Origin of the sequence: Fulvimarina uroteuthidis, from assembly GCF_034321785.1 — a bacterium.
GTDB lineage: Bacteria > Pseudomonadota > Alphaproteobacteria > Rhizobiales > Rhizobiaceae > Fulvimarina > Fulvimarina uroteuthidis.
The window spans coordinates 17,397-34,593 of sequence record NZ_JAXLPB010000008.1 but is presented as its reverse complement, the minus strand read 5'-3'; the positions used below and the strand labels follow the sequence as shown (position 1 = coordinate 34,593).

Below are 17,197 nucleotides of genomic sequence, written 5' to 3'. Positions count from 1 at the left end.
CTTAAAATCGGACATGACCAGGAAAATCATCTCTTCGCCCGGCAGAATCAAGGCGGCAAAAGCGCCGGGGGACCCAGAGCCCGCATCCGGCGCGACCGCAGCGCCCCCGACCCCTTCGGCGACCGCTCCCGCGCGCGCGCCGGCCGGAGCCAGGCCGAAGCCGGGACCGGCGAGGCGCGGACCCCGCATTCCCTATACGAAGCTGGAGATCGCCGAGATCTTCCGGCGCTTTGCCGTGCAGCGTCCCGAACCGCAACCCGAACTCGAGCATTCCAACCCGTTCACCCTGCTCGTCGCCGTCGTCCTGTCGGCGCAGGCGACGGATGCCGGCGTCAACAAGGCGACGCGGGGCCTGTTTGCCGCAGCCAGCGACGCGGGCGCGATGGCCGCCCTCGGCGAGGACGCGATCCGCGAGCATGTCCGCACCATCGGCCTGTTTCGCAACAAGGCCAGGAACGTCCATGCCCTTTCCCTCGCCTTGGTCGAGCGGCACGGCGGCGAGGTGCCGAGCGATCGCGCCTCGCTGGAGGCCCTGCCCGGCGTCGGGCGCAAGACCGCCAACGTCGTCCTGAACACCGCGTTCGGCGAGGAGACGCTCGCCGTCGACACGCATATCTTCCGGATCGGCAACCGGCTGAAGCTTGCGCCGGGCAAGAGCGTGGACGAGGTGGAACAGGGGTTCCTGACCATCATCCCGCCGCAGTTTCGCCGCCATGCCCACCACTGGCTGATCCTGCACGGGCGCTATGTCTGCAAGGCGCGAAAACCCGAATGCGCGCTTTGCGTGATCGCCGATCTGTGCCGGGCCGACGTCAAGACGACCGACGTTCCGGCCGAACTGAGGGAGCTTGGCGCGGGGCTTCTGCCGGCATCGGCCTGAGCTTCGCAAGGCCGTCGCGGCATCATCGAAGCTGACGCGCGGATCGGGCAGATCGCCGTGCCGCGCGGACAGGCGCTGGTGCAGGTGAACCATGAAGGCTGCGGCGAACAGCGGCGTCAGAATGTTGAGAAACGGCACGCTGAGAAACGCGGCGATGACGAGGCCGGCGAAGAACACGGCGCCGCGATGGCGCTCGCGCAGGCGCTTCACATCACCGCTGCGCCGATAGCGCAGGGCCGCGAACTCGAAATATTCGCGCCCCAGAAGATAGCCGTTGACGACGAAGAAGGCGACGAGGTTGACGCCCGGCACGAGGAGGAGCGCGAAGGCGAGCGCGTTGCCGAGCAGCACGACCCCGAAGAACTTCAGCGACAGGACGATGCTGGGAAACAGCGGCATTTCGCGCCCGTTCGGCGCGTCCGGATAGGAGCGATCCTCCACGACCTCCGCCACGTCGTCGAGAAAGAGCCCGGCGATGATGGCACTGATCGGACCGATGAGAAAGGCGAGCGCGATGGCGAGAAACAGGCCGAGCAGCCAGGTCGCGACACTCCCCACCTGATCGACCCAGGCCGGAAATTCGGGAAAGAACGAGGCGAGGAACGGCAGCATGACGCTTTCGAACGTCAGGCTGATCGCGAACCACAGGGCGACGAGCACGACGGCGGACAGGCCGAGCATCTTCCACAGCGCCGCGCGGAACGGCTCGGACAACATGTCGGCAAAGGCAAGCCGCGCGCTCGTGAAGATCATCCGGGAACCCTTGAGAGACCAGTCGGTGGGCGAGGACATATGAACGCGCACCCGAGCGGGCAAGTTCGCTTCGCAATTGCGCGGCACCTGCGCCTATGCGGGCTGCACGGATTGCGCCATATCAACCCCATGACCAACAAATCCGAACTCCCCGTCAAGATCTGCGTCCAGTGCGGCAAGCCCATGGTGTGGCGCAAGAAGTGGGAGAAGAATTGGGACGAGGTGAAGTTCTGCTCCCAGCGTTGCCGACGCGACGCCAAGGCCGGGGTGCCACCGCGCTTCGCACCGCAGCCGATCACCAAGGATTAGCGCCGAACGCAAGCCGAACGCCCGCCATCGAGCGGGCGCGCGACGCACTGATCGATCGCCGCTGCATGACGCTGCGGACACGAATGCTGCGCTGCACGCATCCTTGCGGAGGCGGGGTCGTTCCCCCCTTGAAGCCCACGCAAACAGGAAAGGCGAGCGCCCCATGCGTATTCCCCTGATCGACCCAAAGGATCTCACGGACGAGCAGAAGCCGCTTTACGACGACATGAAAGCCGGCATCGCGTCGAACTTCAACGCCTTCACGGCCATGCGCGAGGACGGTGCGCTGATGGGCCCGTGGAACCCATGGCTGACCGAGCCCAGGATCGGCAAGGCGATCTGGGATCTGACCAAGGTCATGTCCATGGAGGCGCGGCTGCCGCCAAAGGCGCGCGAGATCGCCATTCTCGTCACCGGTGCGCATTTCAATTCGGCTTACGAGATCTACGCTCATGTGGCGGTGGCCGAAGCCAAGGGCATATCCGAACAGCAGCTCGCCACCCTGGTCGCCGGCGTGAAGCCGACGGGGCTTCAGGGCGAGGAGGAAGCGGCCTACGACGTCGCCCACGCCCTGGTGACGGGTTCGGTGCTGCCGCGCCCGACTTATGACATGGCGGTGCGGACCTTCGGAAAGGACGGCGCAGCCGAACTGATCTACCTCGTCGGCCTCTACTGCATGGTGTCGATGACGCTCAACGGCTTCAACGTACCGGTGCCGGAAGAAGAAGCCTGACGGAACCCGAGGCGAAGCGACCTCGACGCGCACAGCGTGGGGCGGCCTTCACCCGGCCATGCCGCAATGCGCCCTATCCGCGCGGAGCGGGGCTCGGAAACGGCGCGACCGACAGCTCGGTGCACCAGTCCCGGCGCGTCTTGCCGCCATAGGCGACGACGAGCCCGTCGCTCAGCATGCGGCGGGCGACGTCGACTTCGCCGTCGGTCGCCACATCGGCGAGGACGCGGCCGAAATATTTGTCGCCCGCGATCTCGGTCAGAACCACCTCTCCGGACGCCAGCAGTTCGCTCAGATGCGCGGTGGCGATATCCGCCGCCCGTTTTTCGGCGTCGCAGGAGCCGCGCTTTTCCGGCGCGTCGATCCCGCGAAGCCGCACGGCGACATGCACCGATTGCATGGGCCAGATGAAGGCCTCGACCTCGATCGTATCGCCGTCGCGAACCTTGACGACCTGCGCGGTGACGGGCCCGGCGATGGAGCGCGGCGGCTCCTGGGCATGCGCGCCCGCGGTCATGGCTAGGGCCTGGGCCGCAAGGGCGACAAGCCCGCGCACCATCCACACTCTGCAACCTTTCAGCGAAACACCCACCGGTTCGACTATCCTACCCTGCAACAGACACTGCTTATGAAGGGATATAATTCCTATCACCGGATTTGTTAAGATCGGGTTCACGGCAAAACCCCGAAATCGATGATCGAGGGTCAAGGCCAGATTGCGGGAAAAAGCAGTTTCGATACAGCGAGGACGTGCGAAAGCCGCCGGACGCCGCGGCATGATGCGTTGCGGTCACCGAGCCGAACGCATCATCTCCCTGAGGACAATTTGCTCACGCGCATTGCGCGAAACCTTTTCGGCGCGTCGCCCGTCCCATGGCGACCCTGCCCGCGTCCGGAGCGCCGACCGTCAGAAATCGCTGACGATCCCGTCCTTTTCCCAGTCGCCATAACGCACCGGCTCGATGCCGGACTTGCGGCCCTCGACTTCGGTGGGAAGGCTGTCCGGGTCGACCTTGAAGGCCTGGTTCGTCCTGCGCCGTTCCTCGGCTTCGGCCAGCGCCCGCTTGGCGGCCGGCGAAAGCTTGCGTATGTTCGCCTCGCTCGAAACCTTCATCGCGCTCAGAATGGCGTCCGCGCTGTCGTTCGTCATGTCATCGACCTGTCTTGATCCATTTCATTCGGCTCGAAATCGCATATGGCGCTTGCGGCGGCGAACGGAAAGACGACCGAAAACCGCACATTCTTGAACCGGGTGCCGCGCGCGACCATTTTTGCGCTATAGAGTTGTCGAGGCACGCGGTTCGCGCGCTCTCGACGTTGAGAGGCACGCGGTTCGCGCGTCTAGCCAGGACGGGAAGCATCGACTGTCATGAACATGATCAAGACGGCTGCTCTGATTGCAGCGATGACCGCGCTCTTCATGGGGCTGGGCCTCGTCATCGGCGGGCGCGGCGGCATGATGATCGCCTTCGTCGTCGCCGCGGCGATGAATCTCTTCGCCTACTGGAATGCCGACAAGATGGTCCTGAAGATGCACCGAGCGAAAGCGGTCGACGCGCGCTCGGCGCCGGACTTCTACCGCATCGTCGAGGAGCTGGCGCGCAGAGCCGAGCTGCCGATGCCGAAGGTCTACATCATCGACAATCCCCAGCCCAACGCGTTCGCGACCGGCCGCAACCCGCAGAACGCCGCCGTCGCCGCGACGAGCGGACTTTTAAACCGCCTCACCCACAAGGAAGTGGCGGGCGTGATGGCCCATGAACTTGCCCATGTCCAGAACCGCGACACGCTGATCATGACCGTCACCGCGACGATCGCCGGCGCAATCTCGATGCTCGCCAATTTCGGCATGTTCTTCGGCGGCAATCGCGGCAACGGCGCCGGCATCCTCGGCACGCTGGCCGCGGTCATCGTCGCGCCGCTGGCGGCCCTGCTGGTCCAGACCGCCGTGTCGCGCACGCGGGAATATTCGGCCGACCGGCGCGGCGCCGAGATCTGCGGACGGCCCGACTGGCTCGCATCCGCCCTCGGCAAGATCGCGAAGGATGCCGGCCGCATTCCCAACGAGCACGCCGAGCGCAACCCGGCGACGGCGCACATGTTCATCATCAACCCCTTGTCGGGACGCAAGATGGCCGGCCTGTTCTCCACCCATCCGAACGTCGTGGACCGGATCGCGGCCCTGCGCGAGATGCGCTTCGATGCGGCCGCTCCGGCCATCGACGGGTCTCGTCGGGCCGGGCGCGGTCATCCGGCCGCACGAAGCCGGATACCCGATACCGGTCATCGAACGACGCCCACCCAAACCCGGGGACCATGGGGTTGAGCGGGCCGGCGACGGGCCCGACGTCCCCCAGGCAGCGCAAGGAAGAAGCCCGCCGGAAGCGCGAGGCCGGCACGCCTTTTGCCAAGCCTCGGCCCGGGCCGGGCGCCCGGCCCGACGAGATGGACGAAGGCGCCCACAAGCCGGGGCTGCGCGCGCGCCAGGTCGCGGCCAAGCTTCTGGCCGCCGTCGTGGAGCAGCAGACCTCCCTCGACGGCCTGATGGATCCCGAGCACGGCCACCCGCATCTGCGCCAGCTGGCGCCGCGTGACCAGGCGCTCGTCAAGGCGATCCTGATCACGGCGCTGCGCTATCGCGGCACGATCGCGCAGGAACTCTCCGAGCGGCTCGACCGGCCCCTGCCCGGCAATGCGACGACGCTGAACCACCATCTGCACGTGGCGGCCGCGCAGATCCGCTTTCTCGACGTGCCGGATTCGGCCGCTGTCGATCTGGCGGTGACCGCCGCCGAGGCCGACCCGCGCACGCGCCGGTTCAAGGGCGTCGTCAACGCGCTTCTCCGCCGTCTGACGCGGGAGCTGGCCGGCGCCGAGGTCACCACCGTGCCGGCGACCGATTGCCCGTTCTGGCTTTTCGACCGGCTGGTCGCCACCTATGGCAAGGAGCGGGCGACCGCCATCGCCGAAGCCCATCGCAGGCCAGCGCCGATCGACCTGACGGTGAAATCCGACCCGCAAGGCTGGGCCGACAGGCTGGGCGGCGCGGTCGTGGCGGCCAACACCGTGCGCCTCGATGCGCAGACGCAAGGCTCGATCGCCTCGCTCGAAGGGTTCGATGCCGGCGAATGGTGGGTCCAGGATGCCTCGGCAAGCCTTCCCGTGCGCCTGTTCGGCGATCTTTCGGGCAAGACCGCGGCCGATCTGTGCGCGGCCCCCGGCGGCAAGAGCGCACAGCTCGTGTCGAGCGGCGCCAGGGTTACCGCCTGCGAGGCCTCGAAATCGCGCGCCCGGCGCCTTGCCTCGAACATCGCGCGGCTGAAGCTCGACGCCGAGGTGCTGACAGGCCCGTTCGCCGAGACCCTCGAGGATCGACAGTTCGAGGCGGTTCTCCTCGATGCGCCCTGCTCGTCCACCGGAACGCTGCGGCGCCACCCGGACGTCGGCTACACCAAGACGGCGGACGATATCACGCGGCTTGCCGAGGTGCAGCGCAGGCTTCTCGACCAGGCGACGAACCATGTCGCGCCCGGCGGGACGCTGGTCTTTTCCAACTGCTCGATCGACCGCGAAGAGGGCGAGGACCTGATCGCGGCGTTCCTTGCCGAGCACGCCGCATTCACCCGCAAACCCATCACCCGGAGCGAGGTGCCCGGCTTCGAGAACGCGGTGACGGTCGAAGGGGACCTGCGCACCACGCCGGATATGCTTTCGGAGATCGGCGGCGTCGACGGCTTCTTCGCGGCCCGGCTGGTGAAAGCTGCCTGACCCGGGAAAACCGTCCGGTCTTCACGCCCCTGTCATCCTGCTCTGCGAGGGATCGCTCGAACCGAAACGATCCGTTGCCTTCCGAGGCTGATGGCGGTCCGCGGACCGGGGGCCGAGCCTTGAGAGGCGCGCCTTTGTGAGGAAGGCCGCTGATGATGACGCAAAACAGGGCCCGGCTCGTTGCGGCCGCATCCGCCATCGGCGTCGTTCTCATCCTGGCGTTCGGCTGGATCGGCCTGTCCCTGATCAGCGGGAATATCCACGAGGTCGTTCCGGGACGGCTCTACCGCTCGGCGACACTCGATCCGCAGCAGCTGACGCGACTGATCGACCGACAATCCATCCGCACCATCATCAATCTGCGCGGTCCACATCCCGGAACGCCCTGGTGGGACGCGCAAAAGCGGGTCGCCGTGCAGGCCGGCATCCGCATGTACGACCGTTCCTGGTCCGCCCGCCGGCAACTTTCCGACGACGAACTTACCGATTTCCTGGCGCTCATCGCCCATGCCGAGGAGCCGGTCCTCGTCCACTGCATGTCCGGAGCCGACCGGACGGGCCTTGCTGCAGCGCTCTATCTGGCGGCCAAGGTGGATACGAGCGAGGCGGCGGCGGCGGCTCAGCTTTCGATCCTCTACAGCCATATCGGACTGCCCATCGCACCGGCTTTTGCGATGGATCGGAGCTTCGAGCGTGCCAAGCTGCAACTGGCCTTCGACGAGCCGTCCGCAACGCCCCCTTGACGGGCCGAAACGCGCTGAAGCGGCGACCCGAAAATCGGGATTCCCGGATCGGCATCGGAGGATCGGAAAATCGCTGTCCCCTTTCGGCTGCGATGCGCTATTGTCTCCCGCATGGAAAAGCACCGCCTGATCATCGGTCTCCTCGCGCTCACCCCGCTTCTCGCCTCGTGCGGGGGAATGACGCGTGCCGTCTCCGTTCTGCCCAACACGCTGGACGATCTCGAGGCCAGGAGCGCGTCGGCGCGCGGTGAAGACCCGCTACCCGAGGGCTGCCTGGAAAGGCCCTGCGCTTCGGACCGGGCGCCGTAGCGGAAATTTTTTCCGACGAGTGGTTCGAAGCCGCCTGCATGCGCGCTGCGGCATTGCAGCATGCCGGATTCGATCCTATCACGGCGGCAACCCCACGCCCCCAACGATCGATGAGTGCTTCCCATGTCCGTCAAAGCCAACGCCACCCCCATGCCAGACCGGGTCAAGGTCGCCCGTGCCCTGATTTCCGTGTCGGACAAGACGGGACTTCTGGCGTTTGCGACCGCCTTGAGCGAGATGGGCGTCGAACTCGTTTCCACCGGCGGCACGCGCAAGGCGCTGAGCGAGGCGGGTCTTGCGGTGCGCGACGTGTCCGAACTCACAGGATTTCCCGAAGTGATGGATGGCCGGGTGAAGACGCTTCATCCGGGCGTTCACGGCGGACTGCTGGCGATCCGCGACGACGCGGACCATGCAAGGGCCATGCAAGCGCACGACATCCGGCCGATCGACCTTCTCGTCGTCAATCTCTATCCCTTCGAGGACACGCTGAAGAGCGGCGCCGATGCCGCGACCCAGATCGAGAACATCGATATTGGCGGGCCGGCGATGATCCGCGCGGGTGCCAAGAACCACGGCTACGTCACGACGGTCGTCGATCCGGCCGACTATGACCGCGTGATCGACGAGTTGACGCGGCACGACGGCGCGACATCGCTCGCCTTCCGCCGCGCCCTTGCCGGCGAAGCCTTTGCGCGCACGGCCGCCTACGATGCCGCCGTCTCGGGATGGTTCGCGGCAGAGGCCGGCGTCGACGTTCCGCGCCGCGTCTCCATTGCCGGCACCCTTGCCGAGCCCTTGCGCTACGGCGAAAATCCGCACCAGAGCGCCGGCTTCTATCGCACGGGCGAGGACCGGCCCGGCGTCTCGACCGCCCGGCAGGTGCAGGGCAAGGCGCTTTCCTACAACAATATCAACGATACGGACGCCGCCTTCGAACTCGTCGGCGAGTTCGATCCGGCGCGCGCGAGCGCCGTCGCGATCATCAAGCACGCCAATCCGTGCGGCGTCGCCGAAGGCGCGACTTTGATCGAGGCCTACGAGAAGGCCCTCGCCTGCGATCCGGTATCGGCCTTCGGCGGCATCGTCGCCCTCAACGGACGGCTCGATGCGGCGACCGCGCGACACATCGTCGAGGTCTTCACCGAGGTGATCATCGCGCCGGACGCCGACGAGGAGGCGATCGCGATCGTCGCCGCCAAGAAGAACCTGCGCCTGCTCCTCGCCGGCGGTTTGCCGGACCCGCGCGCCAGGGGCCGCTTCGTCAAGTCGGTCGCCGGCGGGCTTCTCGTCCAGACCCGCGATGCCGGCGTCGTCGACGATCTCGACCTCAGGGTCGTCACGAAGCGTGCGCCGTCGGAGAGGGAACTTGCCGACCTGACATTCGCCTACCGGGTCGCCAAGCACGTGAAATCCAACACCATCATCTATGCCAGGGACCTTGCGACCGTCGGCATCGGCGCAGGCCAGATGAGCCGCATCGATTCGGCCCGCATCGCGGCGCGGAAGGCCGAGGATGCGGCACGGGCGGCCGGGCTGTCCGAACCGCTGACGCGCGGCTGCGTGGTCGCCTCCGACGCGTTCTTCCCGTTTGCCGACGGCCTCCTGTCGGCCGTCGAAGCCGGAGCCACGGCCGTCATCCAGCCGGGCGGCTCGATGCGCGACGAGGAGGTGATCCGGGCCGCCGACGACCACGACGTGGCCATGGTGATGACCGGCATGCGCCATTTCCGGCACTGATGAAGGCCGGACGGCCGGACGGGCGCCCGTGACAAGCTCCAACGCGGCTGGCGGGCAGGCCGGCGGGGGCCCGCGCCGGGCGATGAAGTGGAAACCGGTGTTTCGATCGACCCGGCCCGCCAAGCAATGAACCTACGGTCTCGGGCGATGCCGATGTGTCGCCCGAGACTGTCAGGGCACCCGCGATCTGCGGCACAGCCACGAGCCTAGAACCGCCGGCGCCCCGTCGACGAAAAAGGGCCGGCACCATGTGCCGACCCTTACTTCGGGTTCGTCGTTGGTCGCCGCGGCTTCGGCAGAAGACCCGGCCTCAGCCCTTCCGGTCGAAGCCCCGCGCCATCGCGGCGCGCTCGAGATCGAGCGGGATGGCTTCTGCAGCCAGCGTCTGGACGGCTTCCTCGAGGCCCATGGCGGTCTGGTCCTTGGAGCCGAGACGGCGGATATTGACCGTCCGCTCCTCGGCTTCGCGCTTGCCGCAGACCACGATGACCGGCACCTTCGCCAGCGAATGCTCGCGGACCTTGTAATTGATCTTCTCGTTGCGCAGATCGAGATCGACCTTCAGCCCCGCCTCGCGCAGGATCTCCATGACCTCGCGCGCATAATCGTCGGCGTCCGAGGTGATGGTGGTGACGACCGCCTGCATGGGCGCGAACCAAAGCGGCATGTGGCCGGCATGGTTCTCGAGAAGAATGCCGAGGAAACGCTCCATCGACCCGCAGATGGCGCGGTGGATCATCACCGGACGCTTCTTCTCCGAATGCTCGTCGATATAGAAGGCGCCGAAGCGCTCCGGCAGGTTGAAGTCGACCTGCGTGGTGCCGCACTGCCATTCGCGGCCGATCGCGTCCCGGAGCGTATATTCGAACTTCGGCCCGTAGAACGCGCCCTCGCCTTCCAGGATGCCTGTCTTGATCTTGCCGCCCGACCGCGCCTCGATCTCCTTCAGCACGTCGGTCATGATGGTTTCGGCGTGATCCCAGTTCTCGTCCGAACCGACGCGCTTTTCGGGCCGCGTCGACAGCTTGACGACGATCTCCTCGAAGCCGAAATCGGCATAGGTCGACAGGATCAGATCGTTGATCCGCAGGCATTCGTCGGCCAACTGCTCCTCGGTGCAGAAGACGTGCGCATCGTCCTGGGTGAAGCCTCTGACGCGCATCAGCCCGTGCAGGGCACCCGACGGCTCGTAGCGATGCACATTGCCGAACTCGGCATAGCGGATCGGCAGTTCGCGGTAGCTTTTCAGCCCGTGCTTGAAGATCTGCACATGGCCGGGGCAGTTCATCGGCTTGATGGCGAAGACCCGGTGATCGGCGTCCTCGTCATCCGGGTGGGTGAAGGCATGGGCGGATTTCACCGCGAACATGTTCTCCTGGTACCAGCCCCAGTGACCGGAGGTCTCCCACAGCGCCTTGTCGAGGATCTGCGGCGCGTTCACCTCCTCATAGGTGTTTTCGAGGCGTCGGCGCATGTAGGAGACGAGGGTCTGGAACATGCGCCAGCCTTTGGAATGCCAGAAGACGACACCCGGCCCTTCCTCCTGGAAATGGAACAGGTCCATCTCGCGGCCGAGCTTGCGGTGGTCGCGCTTCTCGGCCTCCTCCAGCATGTGAAGATAGTTCTTCAGCTGGTCCTTCGAGGCCCATGCCGTGCCGTAGATGCGGCTCAGCATGGGCCGGGTGGAATCGCCGCGCCAATAGGCGCCGGCGGTCTTCATCAGCTTGAAGGCGTCGCCGATCTGGCCGGTCGAGGCCATGTGCGGCCCCCGGCAAAGGTCGAACCAGTCGCCCTGGGCATAGATCTTGAGGTCTTGGTCCTCGGGGATCATGTCCACGAGCTCGACCTTGTAGGCCTCGCCCTTCTCGGCGAACACGGCCTTGGCCTTCTCGCGCGACCAGACTTCCTTGGTGAAGCTCTTGCCGCGCTGGATGATCTCCGACATCTTCTTCTCGATGACCGGCAGATCCTCCGGCGTGAACGGCGTGTCGCGGGCGAAATCGTAATAAAAGCCGTTCTCGATCACCGGGCCGATGGTCACCTGGGTGCCGGGCCAGAGCTCCTGCACCGCTTCGGCGAGCACATGCGCGCAATCATGGCGGATGAGTTCGAGCGCGCGCGGATCGTCCCGGGTGAGGATTTCGAGCCGGCCTTCGCCGGCGACGGGATCTGCAAGATCGCGCACCTCGCCGTTCAGGGCATAGGCGACGGCTTTCTTGCCCAGCGATTTGGAAATTCCCGAGGCGATCTCGGCGCCAGTGCTCTCGGGCGCGTAATCCCTGATCGAGCCATCGGGAAAGGTGAGGGACACGGTGTCGGCCATGGGCATTCTCCTGTGGTCCAGTCCCGCCTACGAGCGCGGGTGGGTGATGTGGTCAAAGATTCTACTATCACGAAGCGACATAAGCCGAACGGCGCGATCGCTCAAGCACCAGGCGACCGCAAGGCTTGCGCCAAACGCGAAAAGGCCGGATCGATCGCGCGACCCGGCCCTTTTGCGTTCGATGTAAAACCAGGCGAAAAGCCCGTCAGGAATTGTCGTCGGTCTCCGCATCCGGGCCATTCTTCTTGACCGAAGCGATCGCATTTTTCGCATTCTGCTTCGAGGTGTAGCCCTCGGTCACGAAAACGATTTCCGATTTATATTTGAAGCGAACACGATATTCGTCGGCTTGGTCTTTGATGATTTCAAACTTGTAAGCCATTGGGGCCCTCCCTGTTTACGATGGTTGGGAGGTGGGCCGGGCTCAGCTGAATTTCAACCTATACGAGAAGTATTTTCACGATGCACGCAAAACATACCTGATGCGCCCGATATGGCTTTAGGTAATATATTTGGATTTTCGATCGGGACGTCATAGGCTTACCGGAGGGACGCGCCTTCGAAAGGAGCAAGACCGATGAAGATCGAGCTTTTGCAGCCCAAGCCGTTCGACCTCGTATCCGACACAATCCTTCTCGCGGGCAATGCGGTCGCCTTCGAGGGAACGCTGAGTATTTCGGTGACCGAAGGCCATGACGAGATCACCAGCTTCACGATGGTCGGCGGCACCTCGATCCAGCAGTTTCAGGGCCGGATCGAAATCCCCACCGACGCCGCCTTTCAGCTCAACCGCCTGTTCGTGACGGTCTCGGACGATACAGCCGGCGGCGGCGAGTCGCCGCCCCCGATGGTCACAGTCCCGGTCTTCTACGGCCCCGGCATCCTTCCCGACTATCTCGGCTACCGCGAATATGACGTGCGGCGCGGCGACACCCTTGCAGCCCTTGCACAGCGCTTCTACGGCGATGGCGGACAGTTCGGCGTCATTCAGGCGGCGAACGCTCACATCATCGAGGATCCGAACCGGATCTTCCCCGGCCAGCTGCTGCGCATTCCCGTCGCGGGCTGAGCCGAGCGGCCGTTACTCCGGCACATTATCGATGCCGCCCTTACCGAAGGGTCCGCACCGGAGAACGCGCCGGGCCGACAGCCAGCCACCGCGCATCAGGCCGTGGCGGGCGATCGCCTCATAGGCATATTCGGAACAGGTGGGCAGATGCCTGCAATGGCCGCCCACAAGGGGCGAGAACGAAAGCTGATAGGCCCGTACCAGCGCAACGCCGAACAGGCGTCCGGGCGTCTTGCGCCAGGGGCCTTGATAATTACGGGACATCTTCGCCGGCGTCTTGAAGGATGGCATCGACCGCTTTCTTGAGAACGGGGATATCCCGGCGTCCAGTCGCAATGACGACGCTTATCACCACGTCGTCATAGCCATGCACCAAGCGGTTTCGCATGGCACTTGCCGGGCGCAATTCGAGTTCGGGGTGGAGATCTGCGAACTCGGGGTGTTTACGCAGGAGCCGCCCGCAAAATTCGCCAACCTGTTCGATGGATTTGGAAAGTGCCAGTTCGTGCACTCTGCTTTCTTGGAAAAGGGCATCTCGTTCGCCATCGAGAAGCGCTTCCACATCATCGCACCATCGTCGGATGGCGATCAACAGATCGACAATGTCATCGGGCAGAGCGCTCAAAGCGGCACGGTTCTTACCATAAGACGATTGCGCATCCGGGCCGAGAACCCATCCTCGAGCCGTATATCCACTTTCACGCCGATGATCTCCTGCAGCTTGAACTCCATCCTGGCGAGATCGAACAGGGTCAATGGCTTGGCCTCGTCCATATCAGGCCCAAGCTTGACCAGAATATCGAGATCGCTGGCCTCGGTATCCTCGCCGCGAGCCACCGATCCGAAAACACGCGGATTTATGACGGGATAGGTCGCAAGAACCGATCGGATCGTCTCCCGGTGCTTCTCCAGTGCTTCGGACGGTTTCATGGTGACGGCCCCTCACATGGTCCCGGGCAATGGGCTGGGTTCGCAGGCTGCAGACGGTTGCCCGCATCTCAAGCTGCGGCGGTTTCCTTCGCCGCGCCCTTCTCGATCTGGTCGAGGGCATCGACGACGGCGTCGAATGTCAGGAGCGTCGAGGCGTGGCGAGCCTTGTACTCGCGCACGGGCTCCAGATATTTCAGGTCCGAAAAACGCCCCTCGGGCGCCGGCCCGTTCTCCTTCAACATGGCGCGCATCGTCTCGCGAACGGCTCGAAGCTCGTCCGGCGTCGCACCGATGATGTTGCGGGCCATGACGGAGGACGAGGCCTGCCCGAGCGCGCAGGCCTTCACCTCATGGGCAAAATCCGACACCGCGCCGTCCGACAGCGTCAGATCGACGATCACCGTCGAGCCGCACAGCTTGGAGTGAGCGGTGGCGCTCGCATCCGGGGCCTCGAGCCGTCCGGTGCGCGGAATATTGCCGGCCAGGTCGAGGATGCGGGCATTGTAGACGTCGTCGATCATGATGCGAACCTGCTTGTCGTTCTCGCCCGCCGCCGGCGCGTTTGCACGGCAACCTTCAGCCGCGCACGTTTCTTCTCTATCAATCGGCGATCCGGACAATTATATAGGCGCGATGATGAAGGGTCGAAAGGTGTCGATCCGTTTCCGCTCGGGGGAGGCTGAAACGCCGCGCCCGAGCGGACCGAACACCAGGCAGACACTGGCGGAACTGGAGGCGGCGTGGCCAAGGACGACAAGACGAAGCTGCTGGTCCCGACCCACGAGGCGCCCGACGTGCACTCCGTCTGGGTCGCCGCCAGGATTCCGCATTTCAGGGAGAAGACCGCGATGGAAGCCGTGGTGAAGCAGTTTCCCGAGCGCTCGGGCATCGAGGCCGACGATCGTCCCGATCGGGCGGAGGCCGAAGCCGCCGTGCGCACGCTGCTGCGCTGGATGGGCGAGGATCCGACCCGCGAGGGACTGCTCGAAACCCCGGCCCGCGTCGTCAAGGCCTATGGCGAGCTGTTCGGCGGCTATGCGCAGGACGCCGCCGACGTGCTCGGGCGTACCTTCGAGGACGTGTCCGGCTACGAGGACATGGTTCTCGTGAAGGACATCGACTTTCACTCCCATTGCGAGCACCACATGGTGCCGATCATCGGCAAGGCGCACGTCGCCTACGTGCCGAACGGCAGGGTCCTCGGCCTGTCGAAAATCGCGCGTCTCGTCGATATCTACGGTCGAAGGCTGCAGACGCAGGAATCCATGACGGCGCAGATCGCCGATGCCATGCAACGCCTGCTCCAGCCGGCCGGAGTCGCCGTGATGATCGAAGCCGAGCATCTCTGCATGTCCATGCGCGGCATCCGCTCGCGCGATGCGACGACCATAACGACGGCGTTCAACGGCCAGTTCAAGACCGACAAGGAACTGACCCGGCGCTTCATGAAGCTGTCCGGCCAGTCGAGCTGATCGAAGCCCCATGGTCGTTCTCTTCGAAAGCCCCGCCGGCCCCAGTGAACAGGAAGAAGGCGAGACCTTCCGCCCGCGCTTCGACGCGAGCGGTCTCGTCACCGCGGTGGTGACCGATCACGCGACCGGCGGTCCGTTGATGGTCGCGCACATGAACGCCGAAGCGCTCGACCGGACCCTCGAGACCGGCATCGCCCATTACTGGTCGCGCTCGCGCCAAAGCTTGTGGAAGAAGGGCGAAACCTCCGGCGCGCTGCAGAGCGTCCGGGCGATCCACGTCGATTGCGACCAGGACGCGGTCTGGCTGAGCGTCACCTGCGCCAAGCCGGACGATACGTGCCACACCGGTCGCACGACCTGTTTCTACCGCAAACTCGATTTACAGAATCGAAAGCTCATTCCTTCAATTTCGTGAAAGTTCCCTTTGCTAGGCTCGGGATCCGGCACCTTTCGTCGGGCGAACCAACGAGGTTGCAAGCGAAACGATGCTGCCGAAAGTCTTGAGCTGGCGCGAACAGGCCGAACCGCTTCCCGTCGAGGATGGCCGCCCGGATGGCAAGGTTTCGGACCTTGAGCCGCCGGTCGACACGCCGAAGCGGCGCAAGGACGACCGCAGGGGCATCGCCCTCGCGCTCGGCGGCGGCGCGGCGCGGGGCTGGGCGCATATCGGCGTCATCCGCGCCCTCGACGAGGCGAACGTTCCGATCTCCATGATCGCCGGAACCTCCATCGGCGCGTTGGTGGGCGGATGCTACCTGGCCGGCAAGCTCGACGAACTGGAACATTTCGCCAGATCCCTGACGCGGCGCGGCATGTTCCGTTTTCTCGACTTCCAGATGGGCGGAAGCGGGCTCATTCGCGGTATGCGGCTGTCGAACCGCCTCACCCAGTCGCTGGAAGGCTTCAAGGTCGAGAGCCTTTCCAAGCCGTTCATCGCGGTCGCGACCGACGCCCGCTCCGGTCACGAGATATGGATCGACAGCGGCCCGCTGGTCCTGGCCATGCGCGCCTCCTACGCTCTGCCCGGCGTGTTCGAACCGGTCGATTGCGCTGGCCGGCGGCTGCTCGACGGCGCGCTCGTCAATCCCGTGCCCGCCAATGTCTGCCGCACCATGGAGGAGCGCCTCGTCGTCGCCGTCAATCTCCACCACGATCTCTATGGCCGCGCCGCGGTCGTGCGCCTGGCTGCGTGCGAGGACCGGGACGACGCGCCGTCCGAACAGGTCGACCGACGCAATCGCGAGATGGCGGCGAGACGCGAGAATTTCGGTGTCATCCGTTCCATGGTCGATGCCTTCAACATCATCCAGGACCGGATCTCGCGCTCGCGCCTTGCGGGCGATCCGCCGGACCTCACGGTCAGCCCGCGCGTGCGGGATATCGGACTGTCGGAATTCCACCGCGCCGGCGAAGCCATCGAGATCGGCTACGAGGCCGCGACCGCGCGCATCAGCGAAATCCGGCAGATCGCCGAGGAAGTCGCTTCCCTGCGCGGCTGAGGCCACGGCTTCGCCGCCCCGCACCACGTGCCGTCCGGGATCGAGGGGGGGAGTCATCAAGGCCGGGTCCGGGGTCGATTCCGGCGACGGACCGTCCCGTCGTCATCCGGCGCCCCGGAACGCACCCGAAGAGCCGCCATGATCGATCCGATCAGGTCGTGTGGATGTAATCCCGCATCTGGCTGGCTTCGGCCTCGGCATCGGAAATCTTGCGTTTGACGACGTCGCCGATCGAGATGAAACCGCACAGGCTGCCGTTTTCGTCGGTCACCGGCAAATGGCGGAAGCGGCGCTCGGTCATCAGCATCAAAGCCTGATCGACGGTCAGATCCTCGCTGCAGGTCACCACCTTCGGCGTCATGGCGTCCTTCACCGACTGCTTCAGGCTGTCGGGTCCGCTGCGACCGACGACGCGAACGATATCGCGCTCCGAGACGATGCCCGCGATGCTGCCGTCATTCTCTAGGAGAACGATCGCGCCGATCCGCTTTTCCGAAAGAATCTCGGCCACCTGCGCCAGCGTGACATCGGACCCGAGGGTCGTCACATCGCGGCCCTTTTCCTCCAGAATGCGTTTGATCGTCATGCCATCCCTCCTCGGCTGCATCGCTCCTGCGTGCGCTATCGTGCGATGGGTTGGCCGTGGCCGCAAGTGGGCATTTGAAGCAA

20 protein-coding genes and 2 pseudogenes are annotated in these 17,197 nt (G+C 65.1%); 12 read left to right on the top strand and 10 right to left on the bottom strand.

Going from position 1 to position 17,197, the window contains the following annotated elements; translation table 11 throughout:
* Positions 1-13 precede the first annotated feature (13 nt).
* The gene (gene nth, locus U0C82_RS17805) at positions 14-880 is read left to right on the top strand and encodes an endonuclease III (protein ID WP_322189055.1); all 867 of its coding nucleotides are present in this window, start codon (positions 14-16) and stop codon (positions 878-880) included.
* A gap of 48 nt (positions 881-928) precedes the next feature.
* Here nth and U0C82_RS17800 read toward each other — a convergent pair.
* Positions 929-1,633, bottom strand: a pseudogene (locus tag U0C82_RS17800) (sulfate transporter family protein); the annotation flags it as partial.
* A 129-nt stretch (positions 1,634-1,762) separates the two neighbouring features.
* On the opposite strand from U0C82_RS17800, the gene U0C82_RS17795 reads away from it, so the two are divergent.
* Together U0C82_RS17795 and U0C82_RS17790 are read left to right on the top strand one after the other, a co-directional pair.
* Entirely contained in the window at positions 1,763-1,942 is a 180-nt protein-coding gene (locus U0C82_RS17795) for a DUF2256 domain-containing protein (protein ID WP_416186720.1), read from the top strand.
* Between the two features lie 163 nt (positions 1,943-2,105).
* The gene (locus U0C82_RS17790; protein ID WP_322189054.1) at positions 2,106-2,675 is read left to right on the top strand and encodes a carboxymuconolactone decarboxylase family protein; all 570 of its coding nucleotides are present in this window, start codon (positions 2,106-2,108) and stop codon (positions 2,673-2,675) included.
* A gap of 73 nt (positions 2,676-2,748) precedes the next feature.
* On the opposite strand, the gene U0C82_RS17785 is transcribed toward U0C82_RS17790, so the two are convergent.
* Positions 2,749-3,234, bottom strand: a complete 486-nt coding sequence (locus U0C82_RS17785) for a thermonuclease family protein (protein ID WP_322189052.1) — start codon at positions 3,232-3,234, stop codon at positions 2,749-2,751.
* A gap of 348 nt (positions 3,235-3,582) precedes the next feature.
* A complete protein-coding gene (locus U0C82_RS17780; RefSeq protein ID WP_416186717.1) occupies positions 3,583-3,825 on the bottom strand; it encodes a DUF1674 domain-containing protein in 243 nt (80 codons plus the stop codon).
* Between the two features lie 219 nt (positions 3,826-4,044).
* Here U0C82_RS17780 and htpX point away from each other — a divergent pair, with 219 nt between their 5' ends.
* The 5 genes from htpX (at position 4,045) to purH (ending at position 9,235) form a co-directional block, all read left to right on the top strand.
* On the top strand, positions 4,045-5,001 hold the full coding sequence (gene htpX / locus U0C82_RS17775; protein WP_322189050.1) for a zinc metalloprotease HtpX: 957 nt from the start codon (positions 4,045-4,047) through the stop codon (positions 4,999-5,001).
* Positions 5,002-5,120: 119 nt separating this feature from the next.
* On the top strand, positions 5,121-6,443 hold the full coding sequence (locus U0C82_RS17770; RefSeq protein WP_416186719.1) for an RsmB/NOP family class I SAM-dependent RNA methyltransferase: 1,323 nt from the start codon (positions 5,121-5,123) through the stop codon (positions 6,441-6,443).
* Between the two features lie 152 nt (positions 6,444-6,595).
* Positions 6,596-7,186 carry a tyrosine-protein phosphatase gene (locus tag U0C82_RS17765; protein WP_322189046.1) on the top strand — a complete coding sequence of 197 codons (591 nt, stop codon included), beginning with the start codon at positions 6,596-6,598 and terminating at the stop codon, positions 7,184-7,186.
* A 111-nt stretch (positions 7,187-7,297) separates the two neighbouring features.
* Positions 7,298-7,495 carry a hypothetical protein gene (locus U0C82_RS17760; protein WP_322189045.1) on the top strand — a complete coding sequence of 66 codons (198 nt, stop codon included), beginning with the start codon at positions 7,298-7,300 and terminating at the stop codon, positions 7,493-7,495.
* A gap of 123 nt (positions 7,496-7,618) precedes the next feature.
* A complete protein-coding gene (gene purH / locus U0C82_RS17755; protein ID WP_322189044.1) occupies positions 7,619-9,235 on the top strand; it encodes a bifunctional phosphoribosylaminoimidazolecarboxamide formyltransferase/IMP cyclohydrolase in 1,617 nt (538 codons plus the stop codon).
* Positions 9,236-9,545: 310 nt separating this feature from the next.
* Here purH and thrS read toward each other — a convergent pair whose 3' ends face one another.
* A complete protein-coding gene (thrS, locus tag U0C82_RS17750) occupies positions 9,546-11,558 on the bottom strand; it encodes a threonine--tRNA ligase (protein WP_322189042.1) in 2,013 nt (670 codons plus the stop codon).
* 205 nt (positions 11,559-11,763) lie between these two features.
* Entirely contained in the window at positions 11,764-11,940 is a 177-nt protein-coding gene (locus U0C82_RS17745; protein WP_322189041.1) for a YegP family protein, read from the bottom strand.
* A 195-nt stretch (positions 11,941-12,135) separates the two neighbouring features.
* Here U0C82_RS17745 and U0C82_RS17740 point away from each other — a divergent pair, with 195 nt between their 5' ends.
* Positions 12,136-12,627 carry a LysM peptidoglycan-binding domain-containing protein gene (locus U0C82_RS17740; RefSeq protein ID WP_322189039.1) on the top strand — a complete coding sequence of 164 codons (492 nt, stop codon included), beginning with the start codon at positions 12,136-12,138 and terminating at the stop codon, positions 12,625-12,627.
* A gap of 18 nt (positions 12,628-12,645) precedes the next feature.
* Here U0C82_RS17740 and yidD read toward each other — a convergent pair.
* The 4 genes and pseudogenes from yidD to U0C82_RS17720 form a co-directional block, all read right to left on the bottom strand.
* Positions 12,646-12,918 (bottom strand): annotated as a pseudogene (gene yidD, locus U0C82_RS17735) (membrane protein insertion efficiency factor YidD); the annotation flags it as partial.
* The gene (locus tag U0C82_RS17730) at positions 12,881-13,252 is read right to left on the bottom strand and encodes a HepT-like ribonuclease domain-containing protein (protein ID WP_322189038.1); all 372 of its coding nucleotides are present in this window, start codon (positions 13,250-13,252) and stop codon (positions 12,881-12,883) included. The pseudogene yidD and the gene U0C82_RS17730, both read right to left, overlap by 38 nt.
* Complete coding sequence (locus U0C82_RS17725; protein WP_322189037.1) at positions 13,249-13,557, bottom strand: nucleotidyltransferase family protein; 309 nt, start codon at positions 13,555-13,557, stop codon at positions 13,249-13,251. The genes U0C82_RS17730 and U0C82_RS17725 overlap by 4 nt, the downstream gene beginning before the upstream one ends.
* 68 nt (positions 13,558-13,625) lie before the next feature.
* Positions 13,626-14,078, bottom strand: a complete 453-nt coding sequence (locus U0C82_RS17720) for an iron-sulfur cluster assembly scaffold protein (RefSeq protein ID WP_322189035.1) — start codon at positions 14,076-14,078, stop codon at positions 13,626-13,628.
* Between the two features lie 327 nt (positions 14,079-14,405).
* On the opposite strand from U0C82_RS17720, the gene folE reads away from it, so the two are divergent.
* From folE to U0C82_RS17705, 3 genes are all read left to right on the top strand, one after another.
* Positions 14,406-15,029: a GTP cyclohydrolase I FolE gene (gene folE / locus U0C82_RS17715; RefSeq protein ID WP_322189096.1), complete on the top strand. Its 624-nt coding sequence runs from the start codon at positions 14,406-14,408 to the stop codon at positions 15,027-15,029.
* Between the two features lie 10 nt (positions 15,030-15,039).
* The gene (hisI, locus tag U0C82_RS17710; protein ID WP_322189034.1) at positions 15,040-15,444 is read left to right on the top strand and encodes a phosphoribosyl-AMP cyclohydrolase; all 405 of its coding nucleotides are present in this window, start codon (positions 15,040-15,042) and stop codon (positions 15,442-15,444) included.
* Positions 15,445-15,514: 70 nt separating this feature from the next.
* Positions 15,515-16,528 carry a patatin-like phospholipase family protein gene (locus U0C82_RS17705; RefSeq protein ID WP_322189033.1) on the top strand — a complete coding sequence of 338 codons (1,014 nt, stop codon included), beginning with the start codon at positions 15,515-15,517 and terminating at the stop codon, positions 16,526-16,528.
* Between the two features lie 151 nt (positions 16,529-16,679).
* On the opposite strand, the gene U0C82_RS17700 is transcribed toward U0C82_RS17705, so the two are convergent.
* Positions 16,680-17,114 (bottom strand): CBS domain-containing protein, encoded by a 435-nt coding sequence (locus U0C82_RS17700; RefSeq protein ID WP_322189032.1) that lies wholly within the window; start codon positions 17,112-17,114, stop codon positions 16,680-16,682.
* Between the last annotated feature and the right edge of the window lie 83 nt (positions 17,115-17,197).

What these genes read in the sequence shown, in the direction of transcription:
- nth (WP_322189055.1), top strand. Translation starts at nt 14, where the DNA reads ATGACCAGGAAAATCATCTCTTCGCCCGGCAGAATCAAGGCGGCAAAA.
- U0C82_RS17795 (WP_416186720.1), top strand. Translation starts at nt 1,763, where the DNA reads ATGACCAACAAATCCGAACTCCCCGTCAAGATCTGCGTCCAGTGCGGC.
- U0C82_RS17790 (WP_322189054.1), top strand. Translation starts at nt 2,106, where the DNA reads ATGCGTATTCCCCTGATCGACCCAAAGGATCTCACGGACGAGCAGAAG.
- U0C82_RS17785 (WP_322189052.1), bottom strand. Translation starts at nt 3,234, where the DNA reads ATGGTGCGCGGGCTTGTCGCCCTTGCGGCCCAGGCCCTAGCCATGACC.
- U0C82_RS17780 (WP_416186717.1), bottom strand. Translation starts at nt 3,825, where the DNA reads ATGACGAACGACAGCGCGGACGCCATTCTGAGCGCGATGAAGGTTTCG.
- htpX (WP_322189050.1), top strand. Translation starts at nt 4,045, where the DNA reads ATGAACATGATCAAGACGGCTGCTCTGATTGCAGCGATGACCGCGCTC.
- U0C82_RS17770 (WP_416186719.1), top strand. Translation starts at nt 5,121, where the DNA reads ATGGACGAAGGCGCCCACAAGCCGGGGCTGCGCGCGCGCCAGGTCGCG.
- U0C82_RS17765 (WP_322189046.1), top strand. Translation starts at nt 6,596, where the DNA reads ATGATGACGCAAAACAGGGCCCGGCTCGTTGCGGCCGCATCCGCCATC.
- U0C82_RS17760 (WP_322189045.1), top strand. Translation starts at nt 7,298, where the DNA reads ATGGAAAAGCACCGCCTGATCATCGGTCTCCTCGCGCTCACCCCGCTT.
- purH (WP_322189044.1), top strand. Translation starts at nt 7,619, where the DNA reads ATGTCCGTCAAAGCCAACGCCACCCCCATGCCAGACCGGGTCAAGGTC.
- thrS (WP_322189042.1), bottom strand. Translation starts at nt 11,558, where the DNA reads ATGGCCGACACCGTGTCCCTCACCTTTCCCGATGGCTCGATCAGGGAT.
- U0C82_RS17745 (WP_322189041.1), bottom strand. Translation starts at nt 11,940, where the DNA reads ATGGCTTACAAGTTTGAAATCATCAAAGACCAAGCCGACGAATATCGT.
- U0C82_RS17740 (WP_322189039.1), top strand. Translation starts at nt 12,136, where the DNA reads ATGAAGATCGAGCTTTTGCAGCCCAAGCCGTTCGACCTCGTATCCGAC.
- U0C82_RS17725 (WP_322189037.1), bottom strand. Translation starts at nt 13,557, where the DNA reads ATGAAACCGTCCGAAGCACTGGAGAAGCACCGGGAGACGATCCGATCG.
- U0C82_RS17720 (WP_322189035.1), bottom strand. Translation starts at nt 14,078, where the DNA reads ATGATCGACGACGTCTACAATGCCCGCATCCTCGACCTGGCCGGCAAT.
- folE (WP_322189096.1), top strand. Translation starts at nt 14,406, where the DNA reads ATGGAAGCCGTGGTGAAGCAGTTTCCCGAGCGCTCGGGCATCGAGGCC.
- hisI (WP_322189034.1), top strand. Translation starts at nt 15,040, where the DNA reads ATGGTCGTTCTCTTCGAAAGCCCCGCCGGCCCCAGTGAACAGGAAGAA.
- U0C82_RS17705 (WP_322189033.1), top strand. Translation starts at nt 15,515, where the DNA reads ATGCTGCCGAAAGTCTTGAGCTGGCGCGAACAGGCCGAACCGCTTCCC.
- U0C82_RS17700 (WP_322189032.1), bottom strand. Translation starts at nt 17,114, where the DNA reads ATGACGATCAAACGCATTCTGGAGGAAAAGGGCCGCGATGTGACGACC.